General features: G+C 75.0%; 21 protein-coding genes and 2 riboswitches. Of the genes, 12 read left to right on the top strand and 9 right to left on the bottom strand.

Going from position 1 to position 23,416, the window contains the following annotated elements; all coding sequences use genetic code 11:
* Positions 1–43 precede the first annotated feature (43 nt).
* The 3 genes from A6A27_RS04505 (at position 44) to gcvP (ending at position 4,921) form a co-directional block, all read left to right on the top strand.
* Positions 44–805 carry a DivIVA domain-containing protein gene (locus A6A27_RS04505; protein ID WP_073833170.1) on the top strand — a complete coding sequence of 254 codons (762 nt, stop codon included), beginning with the start codon at positions 44–46 and terminating at the stop codon, positions 803–805.
* Positions 806–1,001: 196 nt separating this feature from the next.
* On the top strand, positions 1,002–1,865 hold the full coding sequence (locus A6A27_RS04500; RefSeq protein ID WP_073833168.1) for an NAD-dependent protein deacetylase: 864 nt from the start codon (positions 1,002–1,004) through the stop codon (positions 1,863–1,865).
* Positions 1,866–1,928: 63 nt separating this feature from the next.
* Positions 1,929–2,028, top strand: a riboswitch (glycine riboswitch).
* Between the two features lie 73 nt (positions 2,029–2,101).
* The gene (gene gcvP / locus A6A27_RS04495; protein WP_073833167.1) at positions 2,102–4,921 is read left to right on the top strand and encodes an aminomethyl-transferring glycine dehydrogenase; all 2,820 of its coding nucleotides are present in this window, start codon (positions 2,102–2,104) and stop codon (positions 4,919–4,921) included.
* Positions 4,922–5,006: 85 nt separating this feature from the next.
* On the opposite strand, the gene A6A27_RS04490 is transcribed toward gcvP, so the two are convergent.
* Entirely contained in the window at positions 5,007–5,207 is a 201-nt protein-coding gene (locus A6A27_RS04490) for a DUF5999 family protein (RefSeq protein ID WP_073833165.1), read from the bottom strand.
* A gap of 123 nt (positions 5,208–5,330) precedes the next feature.
* Here A6A27_RS04490 and A6A27_RS04485 point away from each other — a divergent pair, with 123 nt between their 5' ends.
* Positions 5,331–6,524 (top strand): chorismate-binding protein, encoded by a 1,194-nt coding sequence (locus A6A27_RS04485; protein ID WP_073833164.1) that lies wholly within the window; start codon positions 5,331–5,333, stop codon positions 6,522–6,524.
* A 38-nt stretch (positions 6,525–6,562) separates the two neighbouring features.
* On the opposite strand, the gene pip is transcribed toward A6A27_RS04485, so the two are convergent.
* Positions 6,563–7,510: a prolyl aminopeptidase gene (pip, locus tag A6A27_RS04480; protein WP_073833162.1), complete on the bottom strand. Its 948-nt coding sequence runs from the start codon at positions 7,508–7,510 to the stop codon at positions 6,563–6,565.
* 51 nt (positions 7,511–7,561) lie between these two features.
* On the opposite strand from pip, the gene A6A27_RS04475 reads away from it, so the two are divergent.
* Both A6A27_RS04475 and def read left to right on the top strand, forming a co-directional pair.
* Complete coding sequence (locus A6A27_RS04475; RefSeq protein WP_073833161.1) at positions 7,562–8,152, top strand: MarR family winged helix-turn-helix transcriptional regulator; 591 nt, start codon at positions 7,562–7,564, stop codon at positions 8,150–8,152.
* Positions 8,153–8,297: 145 nt separating this feature from the next.
* Entirely contained in the window at positions 8,298–8,807 is a 510-nt protein-coding gene (gene def / locus A6A27_RS04470; RefSeq protein WP_073833159.1) for a peptide deformylase, read from the top strand.
* A 46-nt stretch (positions 8,808–8,853) separates the two neighbouring features.
* Here the strand turns inward: def and A6A27_RS04465 are convergent, their stop codons facing one another.
* From A6A27_RS04465 to A6A27_RS04455, 3 genes are all read right to left on the bottom strand, one after another.
* Positions 8,854–10,428: a VWA domain-containing protein gene (locus tag A6A27_RS04465; protein ID WP_143193876.1), complete on the bottom strand. Its 1,575-nt coding sequence runs from the start codon at positions 10,426–10,428 to the stop codon at positions 8,854–8,856.
* Between the two features lie 158 nt (positions 10,429–10,586).
* Positions 10,587–11,360 carry a GNAT family N-acetyltransferase gene (locus tag A6A27_RS04460; RefSeq protein WP_073833156.1) on the bottom strand — a complete coding sequence of 258 codons (774 nt, stop codon included), beginning with the start codon at positions 11,358–11,360 and terminating at the stop codon, positions 10,587–10,589.
* Between the two features lie 24 nt (positions 11,361–11,384).
* Positions 11,385–11,747, bottom strand: a complete 363-nt coding sequence (locus A6A27_RS04455; protein ID WP_073833155.1) for a winged helix-turn-helix transcriptional regulator — start codon at positions 11,745–11,747, stop codon at positions 11,385–11,387.
* Positions 11,748–11,840: 93 nt separating this feature from the next.
* Between A6A27_RS04455 and A6A27_RS04450 the strand changes: the two genes are divergently transcribed.
* Positions 11,841–12,440, top strand: coding sequence for a malonic semialdehyde reductase (locus A6A27_RS04450; protein WP_073833154.1), 600 nt, complete (start codon positions 11,841–11,843; stop codon positions 12,438–12,440).
* A 22-nt stretch (positions 12,441–12,462) separates the two neighbouring features.
* Here the strand turns inward: A6A27_RS04450 and A6A27_RS04445 are convergent, their stop codons facing one another.
* On the bottom strand, positions 12,463–13,221 hold the full coding sequence (locus A6A27_RS04445) for a sulfite exporter TauE/SafE family protein (protein WP_274534521.1): 759 nt from the start codon (positions 13,219–13,221) through the stop codon (positions 12,463–12,465).
* 202 nt (positions 13,222–13,423) lie between these two features.
* Between A6A27_RS04445 and A6A27_RS04440 the strand changes: the two genes are divergently transcribed.
* The 3 genes from A6A27_RS04440 (at position 13,424) to A6A27_RS04430 (ending at position 16,266) form a co-directional block, all read left to right on the top strand.
* The gene (locus A6A27_RS04440; RefSeq protein WP_073833284.1) at positions 13,424–14,203 is read left to right on the top strand and encodes an endonuclease/exonuclease/phosphatase family protein; all 780 of its coding nucleotides are present in this window, start codon (positions 13,424–13,426) and stop codon (positions 14,201–14,203) included.
* Positions 14,204–14,317: 114 nt separating this feature from the next.
* A complete protein-coding gene (locus tag A6A27_RS04435) occupies positions 14,318–15,232 on the top strand; it encodes a hypothetical protein (RefSeq protein WP_073833152.1) in 915 nt (304 codons plus the stop codon).
* Positions 15,233–15,234: 2 nt separating this feature from the next.
* On the top strand, positions 15,235–16,266 hold the full coding sequence (locus A6A27_RS04430; RefSeq protein WP_073833282.1) for an alpha/beta hydrolase: 1,032 nt from the start codon (positions 15,235–15,237) through the stop codon (positions 16,264–16,266).
* An 11-nt stretch (positions 16,267–16,277) separates the two neighbouring features.
* Here the strand turns inward: A6A27_RS04430 and A6A27_RS04425 are convergent, their stop codons facing one another.
* The 3 genes from A6A27_RS04425 to A6A27_RS04415 form a co-directional block, all read right to left on the bottom strand.
* Entirely contained in the window at positions 16,278–17,156 is an 879-nt protein-coding gene (locus A6A27_RS04425) for a bifunctional 5,10-methylenetetrahydrofolate dehydrogenase/5,10-methenyltetrahydrofolate cyclohydrolase (RefSeq protein WP_073833151.1), read from the bottom strand.
* Between the two features lie 13 nt (positions 17,157–17,169).
* Positions 17,170–17,252, bottom strand: a riboswitch (ZMP/ZTP riboswitch).
* Positions 17,251–18,276 carry a hypothetical protein gene (locus A6A27_RS04420; protein ID WP_073833150.1) on the bottom strand — a complete coding sequence of 342 codons (1,026 nt, stop codon included), beginning with the start codon at positions 18,274–18,276 and terminating at the stop codon, positions 17,251–17,253. (Overlaps the previous riboswitch by 2 nt.)
* Positions 18,277–18,307: 31 nt before the next feature.
* The gene (locus A6A27_RS04415) at positions 18,308–19,891 is read right to left on the bottom strand and encodes a metallophosphoesterase family protein (protein ID WP_073833149.1); all 1,584 of its coding nucleotides are present in this window, start codon (positions 19,889–19,891) and stop codon (positions 18,308–18,310) included.
* A 204-nt stretch (positions 19,892–20,095) separates the two neighbouring features.
* Between A6A27_RS04415 and A6A27_RS04410 the strand changes: the two genes are divergently transcribed.
* Together A6A27_RS04410 and A6A27_RS04405 are read left to right on the top strand one after the other, a co-directional pair.
* On the top strand, positions 20,096–21,583 hold the full coding sequence (locus tag A6A27_RS04410; protein ID WP_073833147.1) for an ABC transporter substrate-binding protein: 1,488 nt from the start codon (positions 20,096–20,098) through the stop codon (positions 21,581–21,583).
* Complete coding sequence (locus A6A27_RS04405) at positions 21,580–23,322, top strand: ABC transporter permease subunit (RefSeq protein ID WP_073833146.1); 1,743 nt, start codon at positions 21,580–21,582, stop codon at positions 23,320–23,322. The genes A6A27_RS04410 and A6A27_RS04405 overlap by 4 nt, the downstream gene beginning before the upstream one ends.
* Positions 23,323–23,416 lie beyond the last annotated feature (94 nt).

The raw sequence follows: 23,416 nt of genomic DNA, 5'->3' as shown, positions 1-23,416 counted from the left end.
GTGAGCTTGCGAGGCCCGCAGTCGCGAACGAAAGGGGCGCCCGGTGAGCGCAACCCCGATCAGCAGGTATGACGGGGGCCAGGTCTCCAGCGTGCAGGTCCGGTTGACCTCGGACCGGGTGCGGCGGTGGGAGTTCGGCGCGGCGTCGTTCACCCGCCGTGGGTACGAGCCCACGGACGTGGACCGGTTTCGGATGCAGGTGGCCGATGAGCTGGATGTGCTGGCGACGCAGGTGGCGAACCTGCGCGCGGAGAACGAGCGGCTCAACGACCACCTGGAGCTGCACCGGCACGGGGTGATCCCGAGCACGGGGGCGGCGGCGAAGCTGCCCGCGGCGAAGCTGCCCGCGGCGAAGGAGGTCAACCTGCTGTCGGCGGCGCAGCGGGAGGCCGAGCAGATCATCGCGCAGGCGCACGACTACGCGCAGCGGGTGGCCGAGTACGCGCGGATGCAGTACGAGAGCTACATGCGGGCGGCGGCGGAGGAGGCGAAGCAGGAGGCCGAGCGGGCGGTGGCGGACTACCGCAGCAACGCCGGCGCGAGCTTCGACGACTCCGTGGCGACGCGGGAGGCGCTGCGGATCTTCGGCGAGATGATGATCTCGCACATGCAGGCGGCGGCCCGGCACCTCGACGACGGCAGTGAGCAGCTGGCGCGGACCATGGAGCGGATCGCCGCGGAGGTCGCCGGGGCTCCGGCGGCCGCCGGCGCTGCGCCGGTGGGCGGTGGCGCTCAGGTGGGTACCGCGCCGGTGGGCGGGGGCCGGGTGCGGGTGGCGTTGCCGCCCCGCCACCAGCAGCGCTGATCTCCGAGGTCGGCCCGCCACGCCGGTGGGCCGACCCGGGACCGTCGCGACGATGCCACCTGGTCGGCTGCCGGGTGAGCCGCACCGCCTGCCGGCCCTCGGGTGTGGCGGGTCCCGCCGGTGGGGGTTGTCGCCTGGGCGGGTGAGGGCGGTCACCCGGTGGGAGCCGGGGCGGCGGCTGAGGCAGCATGGACGGGTGACGGAGATCGACGTGTTGGCCGGGCTGGTGGGCGCCGGGGACGTCGTGGTGCTCAGCGGCGCCGGGTTGTCCACCGAGTCGGGCATCCCGGACTACCGGGGGCCCAGCGGCGCCGCCCGCCGGCACACCCCGATGACGTACCAGGCGTTCACCGGGGACCCGGACGCGCGGCGGCGGTACTGGGCGCGCAGCCACCTGGGGTGGCGGCTGATCGCGCGGGCCGCCCCGAACGCCGGGCATCGGGCGGTGGCCCGGTTGCAGGACGCGGGCCTGGTCGGCGGGATCATCACCCAGAACGTGGACGGGCTGCACACCGCCGCCGGCAGCAGCGGGGTGGTCGAGCTGCACGGCCGTCTCGACGAGGTGGTCTGCCTGGACTGCGGCAACCTGACCTCTCGGGAGGAACTGGACCGGCGGCTGCGGGAGGCGAACCCGGGCTTCGCCGCGCAGGTCGCCCACGTCAACCCCGACGGTGACGTCGACGTGCCCGACGGGGCGGTGGCCGGGTTCCGCATCCTCGACTGCGGTGTCTGCGGCACCGGCATGCTGAAACCGGACGTGGTGTTCTTCGGCGAGACCGTGCCGGCATCCCGGGTCGCCGACTGTTTCGCCCTGGTCGAGCGGGCTCGGGCGCTGCTGGTGCTCGGCTCGTCGTTGACGGTGATGTCCGGGCGGCGGTTCGTGCTTCGGGCGGCGAAGCTGGGCATCCCGGTGGCCATCGTCAACCAGGGGCCGACCCGCGGCGACGGGCACGCCGCGGTGCGGGTGGACCGGCCGCTGGGTGAGGTGCTGCCCGCGCTGGCCGACCGGATCGGGGCGCCCGCCGTGAGCGGCGTCGCCGGGGAGCCGGCCGCGGTGTAGGGCGGCCGGCAGGGTCGGAGATGAGCCGGAAACCCGGTCGCTGGTAGCGTTGACCATGCCGGTACCACCCACGCGGGAGAGACCGCCCGGAAACCACCCGGACGGCGCCGAAGGGGCAGATTCCTCCCCGGAACCTCTCAGGCAAAAGGACCACGTGGGCAGGCACTGTGGAGCGCGTCAGCGCGACTCAGGGGGAGGCCGACCCGTCGACCTCGCCCCGACAAGGAGCGCCGCGCATGACAGAGCAGTTCGCCGACCGGCACATCGGCCCCGACCCCGGCGACGAGCGCCGGATGCTGGAGACCGTCGGCTACAGCTCCATCGACGAGCTGATGGACGCCGCGATCCCCGAGGTGATCCGCTGGCACGGCACCCTGGACCTGCCGGCCGCGGCCAGTGAACGGGAGGCGATCGCCGAGCTGCGCGCCCTGGCCGCCCGCAACACCGTCGCGGTGTCGATGATCGGTCTGGGCTACCACGGCACCCACACTCCGGCGGTGATCCGCCGCAACGTGCTGGAGAGTCCGGCCTGGTACACGGCGTACACCCCGTACCAGCCGGAGATCAGTCAGGGCCGGCTGGAGGCGCTGCTGAACTTCCAGACCATGGTCACCGATTTGACCGGGTTGGCCACCGCGAACGCGTCGATGCTCGACGAGGGCACCGCGGCGGCCGAGGCGATGACCCTCGCCCGCCGGGCGTCCAGGAGCAAGAGCCCGGTGTACGTGGTGGATGCCGACACCCTGCCGCAGACCATCGCGGTGATCGCCGGCCGGGCGGAGCCGCTCGGCATCGACGTGCGGGTGCTCGACGTCGAGCGGGACGAGCTGCCCGGTGAGTTCTTCGGCCTGCACCTGCAGTACCCGGGCGCGTCCGGGGCGGTCCGGGACCACACCGGCCTGGTGGCGGCGGCGCATCAGGTCGGGGCGCTGGTGTGTGTGGCGGCGGACCTGCTGGCGTTGACGCTGCTGCGTCCGCCGGGGGAGATCGGCGCCGATATCGCCGCCGGCACCACGCAGCGGTTCGGGGTGCCGATGGGCTTCGGTGGGCCGCACGCCGGCTACCTGGCGGTCCGGGCGGGCCTGGAGCGGATGCTGCCCGGCCGGCTCGTCGGGGTGTCGAAGGACGTCGACGGGAACCCGGCGTACCGGCTGGCGTTGCAGACCCGCGAGCAGCACATCCGGCGGGAGAAGGCGACCAGCAACATCTGCACCGCGCAGGTGCTGCTGGCGGTGATGGCCGGGATGTACGCGGTCTACCACGGCCCGGACGGGCTGCGGGCGATCGCCCGGCGTACCCATGAGATGGCGGCGCGGCTGGCGGCCGGGCTGCGGGCCGGCGGCGTGCAGGTCGCGGACGTGGCGTTCTTCGACACGGTCACCGCGACGGTGCCGGGGCGGGCCGCCGAGGTGGTCGCCGCCGCGGCGCGGCGGAACGTGAACCTGCGGCTGGTCGACGCCGATCGGGTGGGGATCGCCTGCGACGAGACGACGACCCCCGCACACCTGGCGGCGGTGTGGGCGGCCTTCGGGGTGCCCGCCTTCGGCGGCGCCGGCGGTGCGGCGCTGCCGCGGGGGCTGGCGCGCACGTCGGACTTCCTGACCCACCCGGTGTTTCGCAGCCACCACTCGGAGACGGCGATGCTGCGGTACCTGCGGCGGTTGTCGGACTTCGACTACGCGCTGGACCGGGGCATGATCCCGCTGGGGTCGTGCACGATGAAGCTGAACGCCACCACCGAGATGGAGGCGGTCACCTGGCCGGAGTTCGCGCACCTGCACCCGTTCGCGCCGGCGGAGCAGACCGCCGGGTACCGGGAGCTGATCGGCCAGTTGGAGGACTGGCTGGCGGAGGTGACCGGGTACGACGCGGTCAGCGTGCAGCCCAACGCCGGCTCGCAGGGTGAGCTGGCGGGGCTGCTGGCGATCCGGGCGTACCACCGGCAGCGGGGGCAGGGGCACCGGGACGTGTGTCTGATCCCGTCGTCGGCGCACGGCACCAACGCGGCGTCGGCGGTGATGGCCGGGATGCGGGTGGTCGTGGTGGCCTGCGACGTGGACGGCAACGTCGACCTGGTCGACCTCGACGCGAAGATCGACAAGCATCGGGACGTGCTGGCCGCGATCATGGTGACGTACCCGTCGACGCACGGGGTGTACGAGACGGGCATCGGGCAGCTGTGCGCGAAGGTGCACGACGCCGGCGGTCAGGTGTACGTCGACGGGGCGAACCTCAACGCCCTCGTAGGTTTCGCCAAGCCGGGCCGGTTCGGGGCGGACGTGTCGCACCTGAACCTGCACAAGACGTTCTGCATCCCGCACGGCGGTGGTGGGCCGGGTGTGGGGCCGGTGGCGGTGCGGGCGCACCTGGCGCCGTTCCTGCCCGGCGACCCGGCCGGGGTGGCGCAGGAGGGCCGGCCGGCGATCTCGGCGGCCCGGTACGGGTCGGCGGGGATCCTGCCGATCCCGTGGGCGTACCTGCGGATGATGGGGGCCGAGGGTCTGGCCCGGGCGACCGGGGTGGCGGTGTTGGCGGCGAACTACGTGGCGGCGCGGCTGCGGAACCATTTCCCGGTGCTGTACGCCGGCAACAAGGGCCTGGTGGCGCACGAGTGCATCCTGGACCTGCGGCCGTTGACCAAGGCGACCGGGGTGAGCGTCGACGACGTGGCGAAGCGGCTGATCGACTACGGGTTCCACGCGCCGACGATGTCGTTCCCGGTGGCGGGGACGCTGATGGTGGAGCCGACCGAGAGTGAGGACCTGGCCGAGCTGGACCGGTTCTGCGACGCGATGATCGCGATCCGGGCGGAGATCGACAAGGTGGCCTCGGGTGAGTGGCCGGCCGGGGACAATCCGTTGGGCAACGCCCCGCACACGGCGGCGATGGTGTCGGCGGACGAGTGGCCGCACCCGTATCCGCGGTCGGTGGGGGCGTACCCGGCCGGCGTGGACCGGGCGGGGAAGTACTGGCCGCCGGTGCGGCGGATCGACGGGGCGTACGGCGACCGGAATCTGGTCTGCTCGTGCCCGTCACCGGAGGCGTTCGAGAGCTGACGGGTGGCGCCGGGGCGGTGCGGTTCGCCGCCCCGGCCGGTGCGTCGACGGGTCGACGCGTACGCTCCTGACGGAGCGTGATCGATCAGGCGACGAGGGCGTGTCGGGCGGGGCCGCGGTGTGGGGCGATGGTGCTGCCGTCGGGGAGCAGTTCGCCGGTGTCCTCGAAGACGATGACTCCGTTGCAGAGCAGGCTCCAGCCCTGCTCACGGAAGCAGGCGAGGACGCGGGCGGCTTCGCGGTCGGTCGCCTCGGCGGAGGGGCAGGTGGGTTGGTGCTGGCACATCGGGTTCTCCGGGCTGTGGGGGCGCTGTGTCATGGTTCACATGACCAGTGACGCACAGTACCAAGCGGAAGCGCGCGCTATCGAGCAGGCTTCCGTCTTGTTCACCCGAAATCGGCTGAACGGATGAGTGGCAACAAGCCATTCGGCGTGGAAGCGCTCCCACGCGGTGTCGACGTGCCCGGCGCGCCCGCCGGATGCCGGGACCGGCTCGTGGAACGGGCCCGGCTGCAGTGGCACCCCGCCGACGGCGGCGATCCCGCCCTGCTGGCGCAGGAGTTCCTCGCCGCCCACGGGATCGCCCGGCAAGACCTGGCCCGCCCCGGCACGCACGACCCGACCGGGGTGTGCGGCGCCGCCCTCTACCTGTCCGCCGCCGCCGGGGCCCTGATCGCCGGCGGCGCGCCGGGAGCGCCCAGCCCCGTACCGGCGCTGCCTGACCTGGTGGTGGTCGTCTACGGCCACGCGCCGCGGCCGCCCGCCCGGCCGGACCGCCCGGGCGGCGGCGGCTGGTGGCTGGGGGACTGGCGGGACAGCTGGACACCCCGCGAGCACGCCGACGCCGTGGTCGCGGTGCGTGCCGCCATCGGCCGCGGCGACGTGTACCAGGTCAACCTCGTCGGCCACGCCGCCGCCCCGTACGCCGGGGACCCGCTGCCCGCCCTGGCCCGGCTGGCCGCCCTGCCCGGCGCCCGCTACGGCGGCACCCTGTCCGGGCTCGGCTGGGCGGTCGGCTGCGCCTCCCCGGAGACGCTGGTCGCCCTCGAGCACGGCCGGTTGGTCACCCGGCCGATCAAGGGCACCCGGCCGGCCACCCCCGCCGGACGCCGGGAGCTGCTCGCCTCCGCCAAGGAACGTGCCGAGCACGTGATGATCGTCGACCTGGAACGCAACGACCTGGCCCGGGTGGCCCGCACCGGCTCGGTGCGGGTCGACGAGTTGTTCGCCGTACGCCGGTGGTGCGACCTGTGGCAGGCGGAGTCGACGGTGTCCGCGGCGCCCGCCGACGGGCTGGGCCTGGCCGAGCTGCTGCGTGCGGTCTGCCCCGGCGGGTCGGTGACCGGCGCCCCGAAACTCGCCGCGCTGGACCGGATAGCGGCCCTGGAACCCGTCGGGCGGGGCGCCGGCATGGGCGCGCTCGGCTGGGTCGGACCCGACCGGCTCGACCTGGGGCTGACCATCCGCACCGCCGCGGCCGACGCCGAACGGCTGCACCTGTGGGCCGGCGGCGGCATCACCTGGGGCAGCGACCCGGCGGCCGAGGTCGCCGAGGCGGCCGCGAAGGCCGCCCCGGTGCGCGCGCTGCTCGCCGCCGGCTGAGGCCCTGCCGCGGGTGCGCGGCCCTCGGGCGGGGCCGGTCAGGCGCGGGCGAAGGCGTCCAGGGCCGCCACCACCCGCTCGCCCACGCCGTGGCCGCTGCCGTGGCCGCCGGACTCCACGATCTCCAGCCGGGCGTCCGGCCAGTCGCGGGTGAGCTGCCAGGCGATGTCCGGCGGGCCGCTGACGTCGAGGCGGCCCTGCACCAGTACACCCGGGATGCCGGCGAGCTTCCCGGCGTCGCGCAGCAACTGTCCGTCGGGCAGGAAGCCGAGGTTGCGCCAGTAGTGGGTCACGATCCGGACGAAGCACGCCCGGAACACCGGGTCGGCGTAGCGGGGGCTGGGCGTGAAGCCGCCGGCGAGGGAGACGTGCACGTCCTCCCAGGCGCACCAGTCACGCTCGGCCTGCTCCCGCACGGCGGGGTCCGGGTCGTTGACCAGCCGGGCGTACGCGGCGGACAGGTCGCCGTCCCGGTCCGCCTCGGGCACGCCGTCACGGAACCGGGCCCACTCCTGCGGGAAGATCCGGCCCATGTCCCGGGTCACCCAGTCGATCTCGCGGCGGGTGTTGGCGACCACGCTGAACAGCACCAGCGCGGTGACCCGCTCCGGGTGGCGCTGGGCGTACGCCAGGGACAGCGACGAGCCCCAGGAGGCGCCGCACAGCAGCCACCGGTCGACGCCGAGGTGCTCGCGCAGCCGTTGCATGTCGGCGAGCAGGTGGGCGGTGGTGTTGACCGACAGGTCCACGGCCGGGTCGCTGGCGTGCGGGGTGCTGCGCCCGCAGCCGCGCTGGTCGAACAGGATGATCCGGTAGGCGGCCGGGTCGAACAGCCGCCGCCAGGACGCGGTGGCGCCGGAGCCGGGGCCGCCGTGCACGACCAGGGCGGGGCGGCCGTCGGGGTTGCCGCAGGTCTCCCAGTGGACGTGCTGGCCGTCGCCGACGTCGAGCAGGCCGTGCGCGTACGGCTCGATCTCCGGATACATGCGGTTCCCCTCCCGAGGCCCAGATACAACAGCGCTGTTACATTAGCGGACGTGACCGCCACCCCCGACCGCGAGGCGCTCGGCACCCTGCTGCGCCACGTCCTCGAGCTGCTCGACGGCGACGTCGCCGCCGTCTACGACGACCTGGACCTGGCCGACTACCGGCCCCGGTACTCGCCGCTGGTGCGGGTGCTGGTCGCCGACGGACCGCTGCCCATCCGCGACCTCGCCGCCCGGGTCGGGGTAACCCACTCCGCCGCCAGCCAGACCGTCGCCCAGATGAGCCGCGCCGGCCTGGTCACCCTCACCCCCGGCGCCGACGCCCGGCAGCGCATCGTCACCCTCACCGACCGGGCCCGCGCCCTGCTGCCCGTCATCGAGGCCGAATGGGCGGCCACCACCACCGCCATGCGGCAGCTCGACGCCGAACTGCCCGTACCCCTGGCCGACGAGCTGTACGCGGTCCTCGCGGCGCTGCGCCGCCGCCCGCTGCGCGACCGCATCGCCGGCACCGGCCTGGCCCCCACCGGCCGGCCTGAGCCGACCCCGCAGGTCGGGGCGGCCCCGGCGGGGCCGCCCGGAGCGGTCACCGGTCGAGGCGTTGCCGGCGACGCGCGGACAGCGGCAGGAACACCGCGATGAGCAGCAGCGGCCAGGACGCCGGCGACCCGGCCCGCGCCTTTCGGGCTGGCCCGCATCCTCGACGGCATCGAGGTGCTGATCCGGCACCGGCCGGCCGGGCGGGTGGGCGCGACCGGGGAGGTAACGGGCGGTTAGCCTTCCGGGCATGACTATGCGCCCGATCCGGATCATCGGCGACCCCGTGCTGCGTACCCCGTGCGAGCCGGTGACCAGCTTCGACGCCGAGCTGCGCGAGCTCGTGCAGGATCTGATGGACACGCTGCTCGGCGCGCCCGGCCGCGCCGGGGTGGCCGCCCCGCAGATCGGGGTGAGCGCGCAGGTGTTCGTCTACGACGCCGACGGCCACCGCGGCCACCTGATCAACCCCCGGCTGGAGCTGTCCACTGAGCTGCAGGACGACGACGAGGGCTGCCTGTCCATCCCCGGGCTGTACTTCCCGACCGCGCGGGCGATGCACGCCACCGCGCACGGCTTCGACCAGCACGGCCAGCCGCTGACCATCTCCGGCAGCGGGTTCCTGGCCCGGGCCCTGCAGCACGAGACCGACCACCTGCACGGCCGCCTGTACGTGGACACGCTGCGCGGCGACACCCGCCGCCGGGCGTTGCGGGAGATCCGGGCCGGGCGGTTCGACTCGCCCAGTCGGGGGTTGTGACGACGCGGGGGTGGCCGTCCGGCCACCCCCGCGTCGGCTCACCGGCTCACTTCGGCGGCGGGGCCACCAGGCAGGTCGCGGTCGAGGTGTTCCCGGCGTCGTCGACGCCGGTGATCACCGCGTCGCCGCGCAGGGTGACCTTGTAGTCGATGTCGCCGGCGCCGTCCTTGACCCGGGACTGCGCCCCTGGCGCCTGCACCAGCTTGATCTTCGTGCCGGCGGGGAACGGCCCGAACTTCACCGTCGGGTCGGCGGCGTCCCCGATGTACACGTCCACCTTCGTGTCCACCAGGTCGGTGGCGGTCAACTGGTAGAACCCGTCCGGGTTGTAGGAGCCCGGAACGTTGCCGCCGCTCGGGTTGTTCGTCGGCACGCACCGCGTGGTCGGGGCGGTGGTGTCCACCACCCGCATCACCGCGGTGTCGCTGCCGGTGTTGCCGGCCGCGTCGGTGGCGGTGCAGGTGACCGTGCTGGCGCCCAGCGGGAAGGTGCTGCCGGGCGGCGGCGCGCACGTCGGGGTCAGCGGCCCGTCGACGTTGTCGGTCGCGCTGGCCGGGTAGTTGATCACCGCGCCGGCGGGGCTGGTCGCCTCGACCGTCCGGTCGTCGACGACCACCGTCGGCGGGGTGACATCGTTGACCTTCACGCTGATGTGCTCGACGAACCCCGGCCCGCCGGAGAGTCCGTTGAGCCGGAAGTCCACCGTGCAGTGCAGGGTGGCGCCCTGGGCGGCGTTCCCGGCCACCGTGATGGTCTCGGCGAACGGCACGTCGGTGCCGCTCTGCTGGGTCCGCGACGCGGCGTCGAAGCTCACCGACAGGCCCGGGTCGCAGGAGGTCACGGTCGGGGTGACGGTGACGTCCAGGTTCCGCAGCCCGTTCAGGATGGCCGCGGTCACCGTGTCCGGGGCGCTGCCGACGACCTGGCCGCCGGTGGCGGCGGCCACGCTGCTGGCCTGGCCGGCGGCGTCCAGCCCGCCGCCCCCGCCGCTGACGTTGACGGCGAGCAGCCGGGCGGCGTCGGCCTGCAGCGCGGCGGTGGCCTGCGCGAGGGTGTGTCCGGCGCTGGGGTCGTGGCTGGGAGCGTCACCGACCAGCACCACGATCCGGCTGCTGCCCGACCGGTAGGCGATCGCGCCGTCGGAGACCTGGAACAGGGCGTTCACCCACGCCTCCGGGGTGTCGCCACCGCCGGCGGCTGCCAGCCCGTCCACGGCGGTCTGCAGGGCGGTGGCGTCGGCGGTGAGGTCCTGCCGGACCCGGAACAGTTCCGGCCCGTCACCCTCGTCCCGGTAGGAGGCGACCGCGAACTCGGCGCTGGGCTGTGCGGTACGGACGTTGGTGATCACCTGCTGGAGGTTGGTCCGGACGTTGGCGATCGCCGGGCCCATGCTGCCGGTCGTGTCGACCAGCAGCACCACGTCCGGCTTCGGCGGAATCGGCGGCGTCGAGACCACCTTGCTGATCGGGATCGTCGCGCCCGGATCGGCGGACCGGTCCACCGTGCCCGGGTCGACCCCCGGGGCCGCCCAGGCGGGGGCCGCCACCGCGGTCACCATCGCGGCCACGGCGGCGACGGTCACCCCCCTGGCGCGCCCGCGGACCACTGCTGTCACACCCATCGTGTCTCCTTCGACTCCGCCGCGCCCGCCCCGGACGCGGCCTCGAAGCAGACGCTAGGGGCCCGGCCGACCCCGGCCGGTCCGACACATGCCCAGGTCAGCGTCGGGTTGTTGACCCGGCGTGGCGGCTGGACAGGGCAGACTGGCCGGCCGCGCCGTCACGGGCGGCGGCGCAGCGCGCACTCGGTGAAGTCGGCGACCCGGGTGAAGCCGAGCCGCTCGTAGAGGCGCACGGCGGCGGTGTTGTCGGCCCGGACGTTGAGCGTCACATGCTCGACGCGGGCCCGCAGCCGGGCGCAGAGCGCGGCCACGGCGGCGCCGGCCAGGCCGCGGCCACGCGCCCGTGGGTGGGTGGTGACGTTGCCCAGGGCGGCCACCCGCCAGGTGGGGGACCAGACGTGCACCCCGGCCACGGTGACCAGCTCGCCGGCCTCCCGGATCCCCACGTACTGGCCGGTGTCCAGCATCCGCGGGTCGAACCAGTTGCCCGGATAGGCGACCGCGTACAGGTCGAGCAGCGCCGGCAGGTCGGACCGGTCGAGCACCTCCCCGGTGGCGGTGGCCCGGGCCAGCCGGTCCGGGTCGGTCAACGCCATCCGGTGGTGCACGGCGGCGTCGGACACCTCGTACCAGCGGGCGACGGTGTCGTCCAGGCCGGGGGAGAGGTGCGCCCACAGCCGGGCCGGCAGCACCGGCGCGAGCTCGCCCAGCAGCGCCGCCAGCTCCCCGGTCCGCTCCGGGGTGGTGAACGCCAGCAGCGTCGGCAGGTCGACGCCGTGGTAGAGCAACGCCACCTGGTCGCCCCGGCGGTACCACGACGTGTAGGGCCAGAAGAAGTCGTCCAGGTCGCCCAGCTGGTAGGCGTGCAGCACCGGGTCCCGGCCCAGCAGGTCGGCCAGGACGGTCCGGTCGTGTTCGGCGCGTACGGGCATCCGCCGATGATCACACGGCGGCGGTCAGCAGCCGCCGGGGCGTCCCGTCTCAGCGGGCAGGTGGTCGTGGGCCCAGCGGGCCAGGGCGTCCAGGGCCGGCAGCAGGGCGGCTCCCCGGTCGGTGAGCTGGTAGCTGACCCCCACCGGCGGCCCCTCCCGCACGGTGCGGGAGACCAGACCCACCCGGCACAGCTCACCGAGCCGGTCGGACAGCACCGACTCGCTGATTCCGGGCAGTGCCCGGGCCAGCTCCGCGAAGCCGGCGGGCCCGTTGGCGAGGGTGCCCAGCAGCACCCCGTTCCACCGCTTGCCGAGGAACGCGAAGGCCCGGGCCAACCCCCCGTCGCAGGAGCGGGGAGTGTGAGCCACCTGGGGCCTCGTCGTCATGCCCTCAGGATACGCGCAACGCTCGCCCGGCAAGGCACTACTAAAAAGCTAGCTGCTTCCGCACATGGAGCAGCAACGCTGAGACGAGGACCCATGAACGACCTGATCACCCTGCACCCCGAGGCGCAGGCCCTGCTGTTCACCGACGCCCGCACCGCCAACACGTTCACCGACGAACCGGTCAGCGACGCGCAGCTGCGCACCATCCACGAGCTCGCCAAGTACCCGCCCACCGCCGCCAACACCCAGCCGCTGCGGGTGCTCTACGTCCGCGACGGCGAGCCCCGCGAACGGCTGCTCACCCACATGAACGAGGGCAACCGCGCCAAGACCGCCACCGCGCCGGTCGTCGCCGTCCTCGCCGCCGACACCGACTTCCACGAGTTCGTCCCGCGGGTCTTCCCGATCCGCCCGCAGATGCGCGACGCCCTCGCCGAGGACCCCGCCGGCCGCGAGCAGATGGCCCGGTTCAACGCCACCCTGCAGATCGGCTACTGGCTGCTCGCCGTCCGCGCCGCCGGCCTGGCCGCCGGACCGATGGGCGGCTTCGACGCCGCCGGCGTCGACAAGGAGTTCTTCGCCGACAGCAGTTGGCAGTCCCTGCTCGTGGTCAACATCGGCAAGCCCGGCCCGGACGCCTGGTTCCCCCGGCTGCCCCGCCTCGACTACGACGAGGTCGTCCGGCACGCCTGAGCCGACGTGGTGGCGGGCCGGCTCAGCCGGCCCGCCACTGGTCATAGCCCAGCTTCGCCACCAGGGCCAGCACCACCACCAGCAGCACCACCCGGACGAAACCAGCGCCGCGCCGCAGCGCCATCCGCGCCCCCAGCGCGGCACCGGCGACGTTGCACACCGCCATCGCCGCCCCGAGCAGCCACCACACGTGCCCGGTGGCCGCGAACACCACCAGCGCGCCCAGGTTGGTGCCCGCGTTGACCACCTTCGCCATCGCCGAACCCTGCACGAAGTCCGCGCCGATCAGCGCGGTGAACGCCAACACCAGGAACGTGCCCGTGCCCGGGCCGATCAGGCCGTCGTAGAGGGCAATGCCCACCCCGGCCACCGCCACCGCCGCCGTCACCCGCGCCGGCGTACGACGATGCGGGTACGACACCACGCCCAGCCGCGGCCGGGTCAGCACGAACACCGCCACCGCGAGCAGCACCACCAGCACCACCGGCCGGTACGCGCCCGCCGGGACCGCCCCGGCCAGCGCCGCGCCCAGCCCGGCGGTCAGCACGGCCAGCCCGGCCGCCGGCCCGGCCACCGCCCAGTCCAACTTGGTGCGCCGCGCGTACGTCAGCGCCGCGGTGGAGGTGCCGAAGATCGCGGCCAGCTTGTTGGTGCCCAACGCCGTGGCCACCGGCACGCCCGGCGCGGCCACCAGCAGCGCCGGCAGCAGCAACAGCCCGCCACCGCCGACCACCGCGTCCACCCAGCCCGCTAGGGCGGCCGCGGTCAGCAGGGTGGTCAACGACAGAGGGTCCACGGGCGGCCATTCTTCCCACCGCCGCCACCCCGACGAGAGCCGCTGTGGCCAGGCTCACCGCCGGCTCAGCGGCCCCGGCGCCGCCGCAACCACAGGCCCGCCACCGCCACCGCCACGAACACCAGGATCGAACAGACCAACGCCTTCAGCACCGGGCAAGCCTGCCACGGCGACGTAGGGTGTGCAGGTGCGCCTGGCCACGTTCAATCTGCTGCACGGCCGGTCCCTCACCGACGGACTCGTCGACCCCGACCGGCTCGCCGCCGCCGTCACCGCACTCGACGCCGACGTCCTCGCCCTGCAGGAGGTCGACCGCGACCAGTCCCGCAGCGGCAAGCTCGACCTCACCGCCATCGCCGGCCGCGCCCTCGACGCCCCCGAGCACCGATTCGCCGCCGCCGTCGTCGGCACCCCCGGCGAAGGGTTCCGCCCGCTGACCCACGACGACGACGGCCACGGCGAACCCTGCTACGGGGTGGGGCTGGTCAGCCGCCATCCGGTCCGCTCCTGGCAGGTCACCCGGCTGCGCCCGGCCCCCGTACGCTCCCCGGTCTACGTTCCCGGGCCCGGCGGCGGGCTGGTGCTGCTGCGCGACGAACCCCGGGTGGTCCTCGCCGCCGTCCTGGCCACCCCGTACGGGCCGCTCACCGTCGCGGCCACCCACCTGTCGTTCGTCCCCGGCTGGAACGTGCTGCAACTGCGCCGCGTCGTGCGGGCGCTGCGCACCCTGCCCGCCCCGCGGATCCTGCTCGGCGACCTGAACCTGCCCGCCGGCCCCGCCGCCCTGCTGTCCCGGTGGCGTCCCCTCGGGCGGCGTCCCACCTACCCGGCCGGGCAGCCCCGCGTCCAGCTCGACCACATCCTCGCCGACCGGCACGGGCGGGACCGGTTGCCGCCCGTCACCGCCGTCGACACCCCGCTGTCTACCATCTCCGACCACCGGCCGCTGCTGGTCGACCTCGGCTGAGGCGTGCCGGGAACCCCTACCGTCGGGGAGGCGCGCGGCGCGACGGAACACCCAAACCCGTCCGGTCGCCGGGCGCCCGTGATAGCGATGGGACGTCGAGGGGAGGGGCCAGCCATGTCGCTGACCGGCCTGCCGCTGCTCATCACGATCGGGGTCATCGCCGCCGGCGCCGCCGTCGGCACCGCCCGCACCTGGCGCCGCCACGGCCGCTGGCAGGCCCTCACCCGGCCCGTCGCCGTCCTGCTCACCGAGGTCCTCGCCCTGCTGGCCGTCGGCCTCGCCGTCAACCGTGCCGAAGGGTTCTATCCCACCTGGGGCGACCTGCTGCCCGCCGGCGTCGCCCGCCACGACACCGACCCCACCCGGCCCGGGCGCCTCGACCGCTGGATCACCAGCCGGGCCGGCGCGGCCCCCACCACCCCGGTCGCCTTCCCGTGGCACCCGCCGCGCGGTGGTCGCTGGCCGGTCACCGCCACGCCCACCGTGGTCGTGCCCGCCGACTACCCGCAGCACCCCACCCGGCGGTACCCGGTGATCGCCGTCCTGGCCGACCACGCCACCGGCGCCGGGGAGGCCACCGCCGCCCGCGCGGTCCAGGCGGACACCGGACCGGTGATCGTCGTCTTCACCCACCTGCGGCCCACCGCTGCCCCGACCGTCCTCACCGAGGCCCTGCCCGCCGGCCTCGCCCGCGACCTGCGGGTCACCAGCCACAGCTGGGCGCTGATCGCTCCGGCCGACCTGGCCGGGCTCGCCGGGGCCGTGGTCCGCGCCGCACCCACCCGCTATCCCGCCCTCGCCCTCCTCGACGACGCGCCGGAACCCGGCGGCGTCGCCGTGCCGGCCGACCTGCCCGCCACGGCGACCGTCGCCGTCATCGGCGCGGGCACCCACCAGCCCGGCCGCCCCGCCGACCGGCTGCCCACCGCGCTGCGCTGGGCCTGCCGGCAGACGCCCGCACCCCTGGGCGGGCCCGCGCCGCTGATCCCGCCGCCCCCGCAGGCCGGCTCCTCGACCGGCGGACGGTGACCGTGGCCCCCGACAGCCTCGCCGCCGCGCTCACCGCCACCAGCGTCGCGGTCGCCGCCGCCGTGCTGCTGTCCGCGCTCTGGGACCGCGGCGCCGGGGCCCGCCGCGTCGCCGGGCGCGCCGCCACGGCGCTGCTGTGCCTGCTCACCGCCGTCGCCGCCGCCGGGATCTGGGTCAACCGGCAGGTCGACACCTGGACCAGCTGGTCGGCGCTGCTCGGCCGCGACCCCGCCGCCGCCGACGCCGCCGCACCCGCCGCCGGCCCCGGCGGGGGACGGGTCGTCACCCTCACCGTCGCCGGCGCGGCCAGCGGCCTCACCCTCCACGTCGCCGCCTACCTGCCCGCCGCCTACGACCGGCAGCCCACCGACCGGTTCCCCGTGGTCGAGGCGCTGCACGGCTACCCCGGCTCACCCGCCGCCTGGCTCAACCGCCTCGCCGCCCCCCGGCACCTCGACCAGGAGATCAACGCGGGTCGGATGGCGCCCACCGTCGTGCTGTTCCCCCCGCAGACCCCCAGCCCGCTGCTGGACACCGAATGCACCAACCTGGTTCACGGGCCGCAGGCGGAGACGTTCCTCACCGTCGACGTGCCGGCGGCCGCCGCGGCCCAGCTGCGGGTGCGCACCGACCGGGCCGGCTGGGGGCTGATCGGCTACTCCGCCGGCGGCTACTGCGCCACCAACCTGGCCCTGCGCCACCCCGACCGGTACGCCGCCGCCGCCAGCCTCTCCGGCTACGCCGACCCCGGCATCACCATCGGCGACGGCAGCGAACACACCCTCAACGACGACCGGTGGCGGCTGCGACACCTGCCCCCACCGGCCGTCGCCCTCTACCTGTCCAGCGGCCGCGCCGACCACAAGGCCCACCACGACGCCGAAACGCTGCGCTGCCTGGCCCGGGCGCCGCTGGCCGTCACCACCGCCTACGTCGACGGCGGCGGCCACAGCATGTCCGTCTGGGAAGCCACCGAGGATCCCGCGTTCGACTGGCTCTCCGGCTGGCTGGGCCGCCCCGTCCCCGCCACCTGACGTGGGCGGCCTCAGGCCATCCCGGCCGCCCGCTGCGCCGCCCGGACCGCGTTGCGGAACAGCATCGCCACCGTCGTCGGGCCCACCCCGCCGACCCGCGGCGTGATCGCCCCCGCCACCGCGGCACACGACTCGTCGACGTCCGGCAGCAGGCGCCGCCCCTCGTACCGCACGCCACCGCCGACCACCACCGCGCCCGGGCGCACGTGCTCCGGCTGGATGATGCCCGGCACCCCCGCCGCCGCCACCAGGATCTCCGCCCGCCGTGTGTAGCGGGGCCAGTCCGCCACCCCGGTGTGCACCACCGTCACCGCCGCGTTGGCCGTCGGGCGCTTCTGCGCCAGCAGCATCGCCAGCGGCCGGCCCAACGTGGCGCCCCGGCCCAGGATCACCACCTCACGGCCCGACACCGGCACCCCGTGATACGCCAGCAGCGCCTCGATGCCCGCCGGCGTGCACGGCAACGGACCCGGCAGGCCCAACGCCAGCCGGCCCATGTTCACCGGATGCATCCCGTCGACGTCCTTGTCCGGGTCGAGGACCTGCAACGCCCGGTCGTAGTCCAGGTGCCCCGGGATCGGATGCTGCACCAGCACCCCGTGCACGTCCTTGTCGGCGTTGAAGTCCGCCAGCACCGCGTGCAGGTCCGCCTGCGACGCCGAGGCGGGCAGGTGCACGTGCGGGGAGACGAACCCCAGCTCCGCCGCCTGCCGCTGCTTGATCCGGATGTAGCCGGCGCTGGCGTCGTCGTCGCCCACCAGGACGGTCGCCAGGGCCGGGGTCACGCCGGCGGCGCGCAGCGCCTGCACGGCCTCGGTGACCTCCGCCAGCACCTGGTCCGCCACCGGTTTGCCGGACAGGATCCGAGCGGTCGTTTCCACAGAAGACATGGCTCACCTCGCCCGCGGAGGCCCAGGCGGTCGACCCCCGCGACGAGCTCCCCGATGGTTGCTGCCATCCCCGTGCCGCCAGTCGCGTCCACGCTCAGCCTGCCACATCCCACCCGCCGAGCGCACGGGACACCTCCCACCAGCCGGGCAGGGCCGCCAGCACCTCGTCGGCCCGCCGCCGCCGGTCGGCCGCCGAGGCCACCCCCAGGTCCGCCACCGCCGCCTCGAACTCCGGCCGCAACGCCACCTCCCGCGCCGGCGCGTCCGCGGCCAGGATCGTGTGGCAGCGGGCGTACGTCGCCACGATCCAGAACATCGCCTCCCGGTGCGCGCCCGCCGCGACCAGCTCCGCGCCGCCGTCCACCACCACCGGCCGGGCCGCCGGCGTGATGTCCGCACCAAAGGCGAACGGGGTACGCGCCACGCGCGCCGCCTCGTCGAACGTGCGCCCCAGCCCCGCCAGATGCTCCCGCACCCGGGCGGGGGACACCCCACCGCCGTCCAGCCAGCCGAGCAGTTCCCGGTATCGGTCGGACAGCCCGTGCCCGGCCAGCACCTGCCGGGCCAACACGTACCGGCGGCGGACCGTCGGGTCCCGCCGTGCCGCCACCACCGGCAGCAGCGCGGTCAGCGACGTGGGGAACAACCACGCGGTCACCTGGGTGTGCAGTGGCGCCGTGTCGTCCAGCCGCCGTAGCCCGTCCTCGACGCGCCGGCGTACCCCGGCGCACCGCCGCCGCACCCATCCCGGGTCGGTGAACCCGGCCGCCACCCGATCCCGGATCGCCGCCAGCCGTCCCGTGGGGTCCGCGATCACGGTGTCGGTGCGGAACATCGGCGCGTACACCCACGACCCGAGCACGTCGTCGGCCGACCCGAGGTCCGCCCAGGTCAGCTCGGTGACCTCCAGCAGCACCCCGCGGTGGCGGAACTTGCCCAGCTTCCCGCCCGGCTCGTCGCGCACCAGCAGGACGTCCACGTCGGACGACGCGGCCAGCACCGCCTGGTCCGGCAGCGCCACCGTGGAGCCGCTGAAGAACGCGCCCCGCACGGCCGGGTCGTGGCGCATCCGCTCGCGTGCCCAGTCGACCGCCACCGCCTTCGCCGCGCCCACCCGCATCCGGCAATGCTGTCACGGGGGCGGCCGGTGGCTACGCCCCGTCGAGTGGGAACTCGTCGAAAAGCACCACCCGGGCGGCCGGATCGGCGGTGTCGAAGCGATACGAGCGGACCAGTCCGTCGGCGGTGTCCAGCAGCGTGAACACGGTGATCTCGTTGCTCGCCACGTAGGGCAGGGCGGTGCCGTCCGGCCCGGTCAGCGGCGCGACGGTGGGGACGACCGGGGCCAACCCACCCGGGTCGCCCTGCTGGACGTACCCGTGCGGCAGCTCACGCGACCGGCCGGACGTGACGTCGTAGGCGCCGTAGCTGTTGCCGACGTTGGAGGTTTCCAGCCAGTGCACCCCGGCCGCGTTGCGGAACCGGTTCCACACGTGTGAGTGTCCGTTGAGGACCAGGTGAACCTGCGCCGCGCTGAGCAGCGGCTCGACGTCGCGCAGGATGTGGTCGTCACCGAGCGGGTAGTGGTAGGTGATCCCACCCGGCCGCACCGCCGGCACCGGGTCGGTGAACGGCGGTGCGGAGTGGTGACCGAGCCCGTGGCTCGGGTGGTGGAACATCACCACCCGGTACCGGGCCGCCCGGGCCGCCGGCGACGCCAGGTCGCTCGCCAGCCAGCGGTGCTGCGCCGAGCCGCGTGCGATCGGCGTGAAGATGAACTGGCCGTGGCCCCACCGCTGCGGGCGGTCGACGTCCTGGGCGGCCTCCTGGAACTTGCCCCGCCCGATCGGCTTCGGCGAACGCCACACCGCCGTGGCGAACAGGCTGATCAGATGCACGTCGCCGATCGTCCGTGACCACCAGCGCGGCCCGCCCGCGTCGCTGCGCGGCACCGGAAACAGCTCCCCGTAGGTGGTGACGTCCCAGTCGTCGGGCCGGGCGTCGTTGAACTGCTCCTCCAGCGAGCCGGTCTCCGACCAGCGCCCCATGACCTCGTGGTTACCGATGGCCGGGTACAGCGGGGTGTTCGGCAGGATCGGCGCACCCGGCCAGCGGCCGGCGGCCCGGCCGGCGAAGCTGGCGAAGAACGCCGGCCGGCGGGCGCTGTCGAACCAGTCGCTGGCCCGGTCCGCGACGTTGACCATGTCACCGGCCATCAGCACGCCGTCCAGGGCGGTGCCGGCCGTCTCGCCGACCTTGGCCAGGTTCGCCGGGACCATCGGCATGAGCTGGTGGTCGCTGGTCAGCAGCAGCCGGACCGGTCGCCCCGGCGGCACCGCCGGCGCCAGGCGGTAGGTGGCCGTGACGTTGACCCGGCCGTCGTCGTCGATCGACACGACCCGGTACGGCGTGCGTCCGGCCGGCAGTCCGCCGACTCTGGCCAGCTGCCGGTACACCGGGCGCCGGGTCACCCCGGCGTACGTCCGGCCCGGCACCGACGATTCGGCGTCCTCCCGCATCCGCGACAGTGGCCGGGTCTCGGCGCGGAACCGCCGCCACCCGCCACCGGACTCGGCGGGGCCGGTCGCGGCGGCGGACGCCTCCTGCTCGGTCATCTCCGGCACGTCCCCACCGACCAGGACGACCTGGCAGCGGCCAGCGCGCTCGGTGTGCCAGAGCACGTGGATTCCGTCCGGCTGCGGGTCGAGCAGGTACGGCTCGCAGAGCAACGTCACGGCACGAGTATGCGGGCCGCCCGCGGCTCGCCGCCGCCCGGTGGATCCATCGCCGGCGCCCAGCCGGCGGCCACCGTCCAGGCCACCTGGAGGGGAGGGGGCGCCGCCACAGCACCCGCAGGAGACCTATGCCGCACCGACGATATGAAAACGACAACCGGTACCAACTATGCTCCGGGTCGTCCCCGAAGTTGAGGAAGGCCCATGCCCGCACCGTTCCGACGCACCGCCACCATCTCCTCCGCGCTCGTCACCCTCGCCGCCGCCGGCTGCCTCGCCGGCCCCACCCCGAACGACACCACGGGGCAGCGGCTGCGCGTCGTGATGCTGCTGCCGCCGCGCGCCGCCCTGTCCCCGCTCAGCGACGACGCCTTCAAACTCTCCCGCCTCGGCATCGCCGAAGCACTCACCACCCTCGACACCGACGGCACACCCCAGCCCGCCCTGGCCCTGTCCTGGTCCCGCACCGACAACCGGACCTGGCGATTCACCCTCCGCGACGGCGTCCGGTTCCACGACGACACCACCCTGGACGCCGAACGCGCCGCCCACTCCATCACCCGGGCGGCGACCGCCCGACCGAAACCGCGCATCCTCGACGGCATCGACCTCACCGTCACACCCGACGGACCGGCCACGCTCGTGGTACGCACCGACACACCGGATCCGCTGCTGCCGCAGCGCCTGTCCAGCCCACAACTGTCCATCCTGGCCGCCAAGGCGTACACCGGCGACACCGTCGACCCGCGGCAAGCCGGCACCGGCCCGTTCGTACTCACCCACCTCCACGGCACACAAGGCGCGACCCTGCACCGCTTCACCGGGCACTGGGCCGGGCCGGCCACCGCGCCCGGCATCGACGTGTCCTTCGTCCCGGACGGCACCGCCCGCACCGCCGCGCTGCGCACCGGCGCCGCCGACATCGTCGAGGCGGTGCCCGCCGCCCAGGCCACGCTGCTCCCCGCCGACACCTACCGCGAGGTGGCGATGCCCCGCACCAACACCCTCTACCTCAACACCCGACACGGACCGTTCACCGACCCCGCCGTCCGCGCCGCCGCCCGCGCCGCGATCCGCCGCGACGACCTCGTCCGCGGCGTGTACGAGAACCGCGCCGACCCCGCCGCCGGGCTGCTCGGACCGGCGCTGCCCTGGACGGCCGACCGGCCCGCCCGCACCCAGCACCCCGCCGCCCCCGCAGCCGGCCGCAAGATCGTCCTGGCCACCTTCAGCGACCGCCCCGAACTACCCGAAGTCGCCACCACCCTCGCCCAGCACCTCCAGGCCGCCGGCTTCACCGTCCAGCAGGTGGTACGCGAATACGCCCACATCGAGGCCGACGCCCTCGCCGGCCACTTCGACGCGTTCCTGCTCTCCCGCGCCACCACGCTCGACTCCGGCGACCCCGTCGCCTACCTCACCAGCGACTTCACCTGCCACGGCGGCTTCAACATCGCCCAACTGTGCGACCCCGCCGTCGACCAGGCCATCTCCCGCGCCGGCGCGGAAGCCAACCTCACCACCCGCCGCGCCCGGATCCTCGCCGCCGAGAAGACCATCCTGGAAACCGACGCCGCCGTGCCGCTGCTACACGAACGCGTCATCCAGGGCAACCGGCCCGGCACCGTCGACGCCATGTTCGACCCCCGCGAACGACTCCTCGTCGGCCACACCACCCGCGTCACCCGATGACCACCCACCCGGCGCTCACCGCCGCCTCCCGACTCGCCGCCGCCGCCGCACTCCTGGCGCTGCTCAGCGTGCTGCCCTGGCTGTCCGGCCGGGACCCGGCCCGCAGCATCCTCCGCGCCCAGTACGGCGAACGCGAACCCGACCCCGCCGCGCTCACCGCGATCCGCGACCGGCTGCACCTCGACGACGGCCCGCTGACCCTGTCCCGCCGCTGGCTCACCGGACTCACCCACGGCGACCTGGGCACCTCGTGGGTATCCGGCCACCCCGTCGCCCCCACCGTGTGGCAGTCCCTCGCGGTGTCGCTGACCCTCATGGGCGCCGCCCTCGCCGTCGCGCTCACCGTCACCGCCCTGCTCACCGGCCGCCGCCTCAGGCACGGACCCACCCGACCCCGCCCCGGCGGCACCGGCGCCGCCCTCGCCGCCGTACCCGAATTCCTGCTCGGCACGCTCCTGCTGCTCACCGGGGCGGTCTGGCTGCGGTGGCTGCCACCGTTCGGCTGGTCGACCCCCGCACACCTCGTACTGCCCGCCCTCGCCCTCGGCATCCCCGCCGGCGGGCTGCTCGGCCGGCTCGCCGACGACGCCCTGCCCGGGGCGTACCGGGAACCCTGGACACGGACCTGGCGCGCCGCCGGCCTGCCATGGCGGACCCTCGCCCACGGCGCCCTACGCCGCTGCCTGCCCCCACTGTTCCCGCAACTCGCCCTCGTCGTCGTCGGCCTGGTCGGCGGCGCCGTCGCCGTCGAGATCCTCTTCGCGATACCCGGACTGGGCCGCGTCGCGCTCGGCGCCGCCACCGCCCAGGACCTACCCCTGCTGCAAGGCGCCGTGCTGGCACTGCTCGCCGTCGCCACCACGGCGGGTGCGCTCGCCGCCACGGCCCACCGGCTGGCCCTCGGACCGGCCCGCACCGCCGCGGCGATCGCCGCACCACCGCCACCGGACCCGCCCACCCACCACCACCGCCGCTGGCTGCTACCGGCCGTGCTCGCCGGCCTGCTCGGGGCAACCACCCTGGCCGGACTCACCGGCGACCCGACCGCCGTCGACCTGAACCTCCGCCTCGCCGGACCCACCCTCGACGCGCCGTTCGGCCACGACGCGCTCGGCCGAGACATCCTCGCCCGCCTCGGCCACGGCGCACTGCACACCATCGGCACCGCCACCGCCGTCAACGCCCTCGCCCTCCTCACCGGCCTGGCCGCCGGCCTGCTCCCACGCCTGTCCACCGGCGCCGTCGAGGTCGCCAACACCCTGCCGCCCGTGATCGCCGGGCTGCTGGTCGCGGCGGCCCTCGGGCCGAGCACCACCGGCGCCGCCATCGCGGTCGCCGCCACCGCCTGGGCACCACTGGCCGCCCACACCGCAGCCCTCGTCCAAGAGGAACGCGCCACCGGCCACGTACAGGCCAGCCGGATGCTCGGGGCCAGCCCCACCCGCATCCTTCGCACCCACGTGCTGCCCGGAGTGCTGCCCGCGGTCACCCGACACACCGTCCTGCGACTACCCGGGACCGCGCTGGCGATCGCCTCCCTCAGCTTCGTCGGACTCGGCGCCCAGCCACCCACCCCGGAATGGGGACTCCTGCTCGCCGAAGCCATGCCGTACGTCGAACGTGCCCCCTGGGCCGCACTCGCCCCCGCCACCGCGCTGGCGCTGCTCGGCGCGTTCGCCGTCACCACCGCCACCACCATCGGCACGCGCGGAAGCCGGCCCCGCCCCGCCACCAGCTAGTCGGCGAGACGGCCGGACGCCACCAGCATCGCCCGCCCGCGCTGCCCGGGGCCCCGGACGGCGTCCGGCCCGTACCGGCGCTGCCGCACCCCAC

Source organism: Micromonospora sp. CB01531, from assembly GCF_001905095.1.
Classification (GTDB): Bacteria; Actinomycetota; Actinomycetes; order Mycobacteriales; family Micromonosporaceae; genus Micromonospora.
This window is presented reverse-complemented; position numbering and strand designations above follow the sequence as displayed.

Excerpts from the sequence above, each read along its gene's own strand:
- gcvP (WP_073833167.1), top strand. The coding sequence starts at position 2,102 with ATGACAGAGCAGTTCGCCGACCGGCACATCGGCCCCGACCCCGGCGAC.
- A6A27_RS04490 (WP_073833165.1), bottom strand. The coding sequence starts at position 5,207 with ATGTGCCAGCACCAACCCACCTGCCCCTCCGCCGAGGCGACCGACCGC.
- A6A27_RS04485 (WP_073833164.1), top strand. The coding sequence starts at position 5,331 with ATGAGTGGCAACAAGCCATTCGGCGTGGAAGCGCTCCCACGCGGTGTC.
- pip (WP_073833162.1), bottom strand. The coding sequence starts at position 7,510 with ATGTATCCGGAGATCGAGCCGTACGCGCACGGCCTGCTCGACGTCGGC.
- def (WP_073833159.1), top strand. The coding sequence starts at position 8,298 with ATGACTATGCGCCCGATCCGGATCATCGGCGACCCCGTGCTGCGTACC.
- A6A27_RS04465 (WP_143193876.1), bottom strand. The coding sequence starts at position 10,428 with ATGGGTGTGACAGCAGTGGTCCGCGGGCGCGCCAGGGGGGTGACCGTC.
- A6A27_RS04460 (WP_073833156.1), bottom strand. The coding sequence starts at position 11,360 with ATGCCCGTACGCGCCGAACACGACCGGACCGTCCTGGCCGACCTGCTG.
- A6A27_RS04455 (WP_073833155.1), bottom strand. The coding sequence starts at position 11,747 with ATGACGACGAGGCCCCAGGTGGCTCACACTCCCCGCTCCTGCGACGGG.
- A6A27_RS04450 (WP_073833154.1), top strand. The coding sequence starts at position 11,841 with ATGAACGACCTGATCACCCTGCACCCCGAGGCGCAGGCCCTGCTGTTC.
- A6A27_RS04435 (WP_073833152.1), top strand. The coding sequence starts at position 14,318 with ATGTCGCTGACCGGCCTGCCGCTGCTCATCACGATCGGGGTCATCGCC.
- A6A27_RS04425 (WP_073833151.1), bottom strand. The coding sequence starts at position 17,156 with ATGTCTTCTGTGGAAACGACCGCTCGGATCCTGTCCGGCAAACCGGTG.
- A6A27_RS04420 (WP_073833150.1), bottom strand. The coding sequence starts at position 18,276 with ATGCGGGTGGGCGCGGCGAAGGCGGTGGCGGTCGACTGGGCACGCGAG.
- A6A27_RS04410 (WP_073833147.1), top strand. The coding sequence starts at position 20,096 with ATGCCCGCACCGTTCCGACGCACCGCCACCATCTCCTCCGCGCTCGTC.
- A6A27_RS04405 (WP_073833146.1), top strand. The coding sequence starts at position 21,580 with ATGACCACCCACCCGGCGCTCACCGCCGCCTCCCGACTCGCCGCCGCC.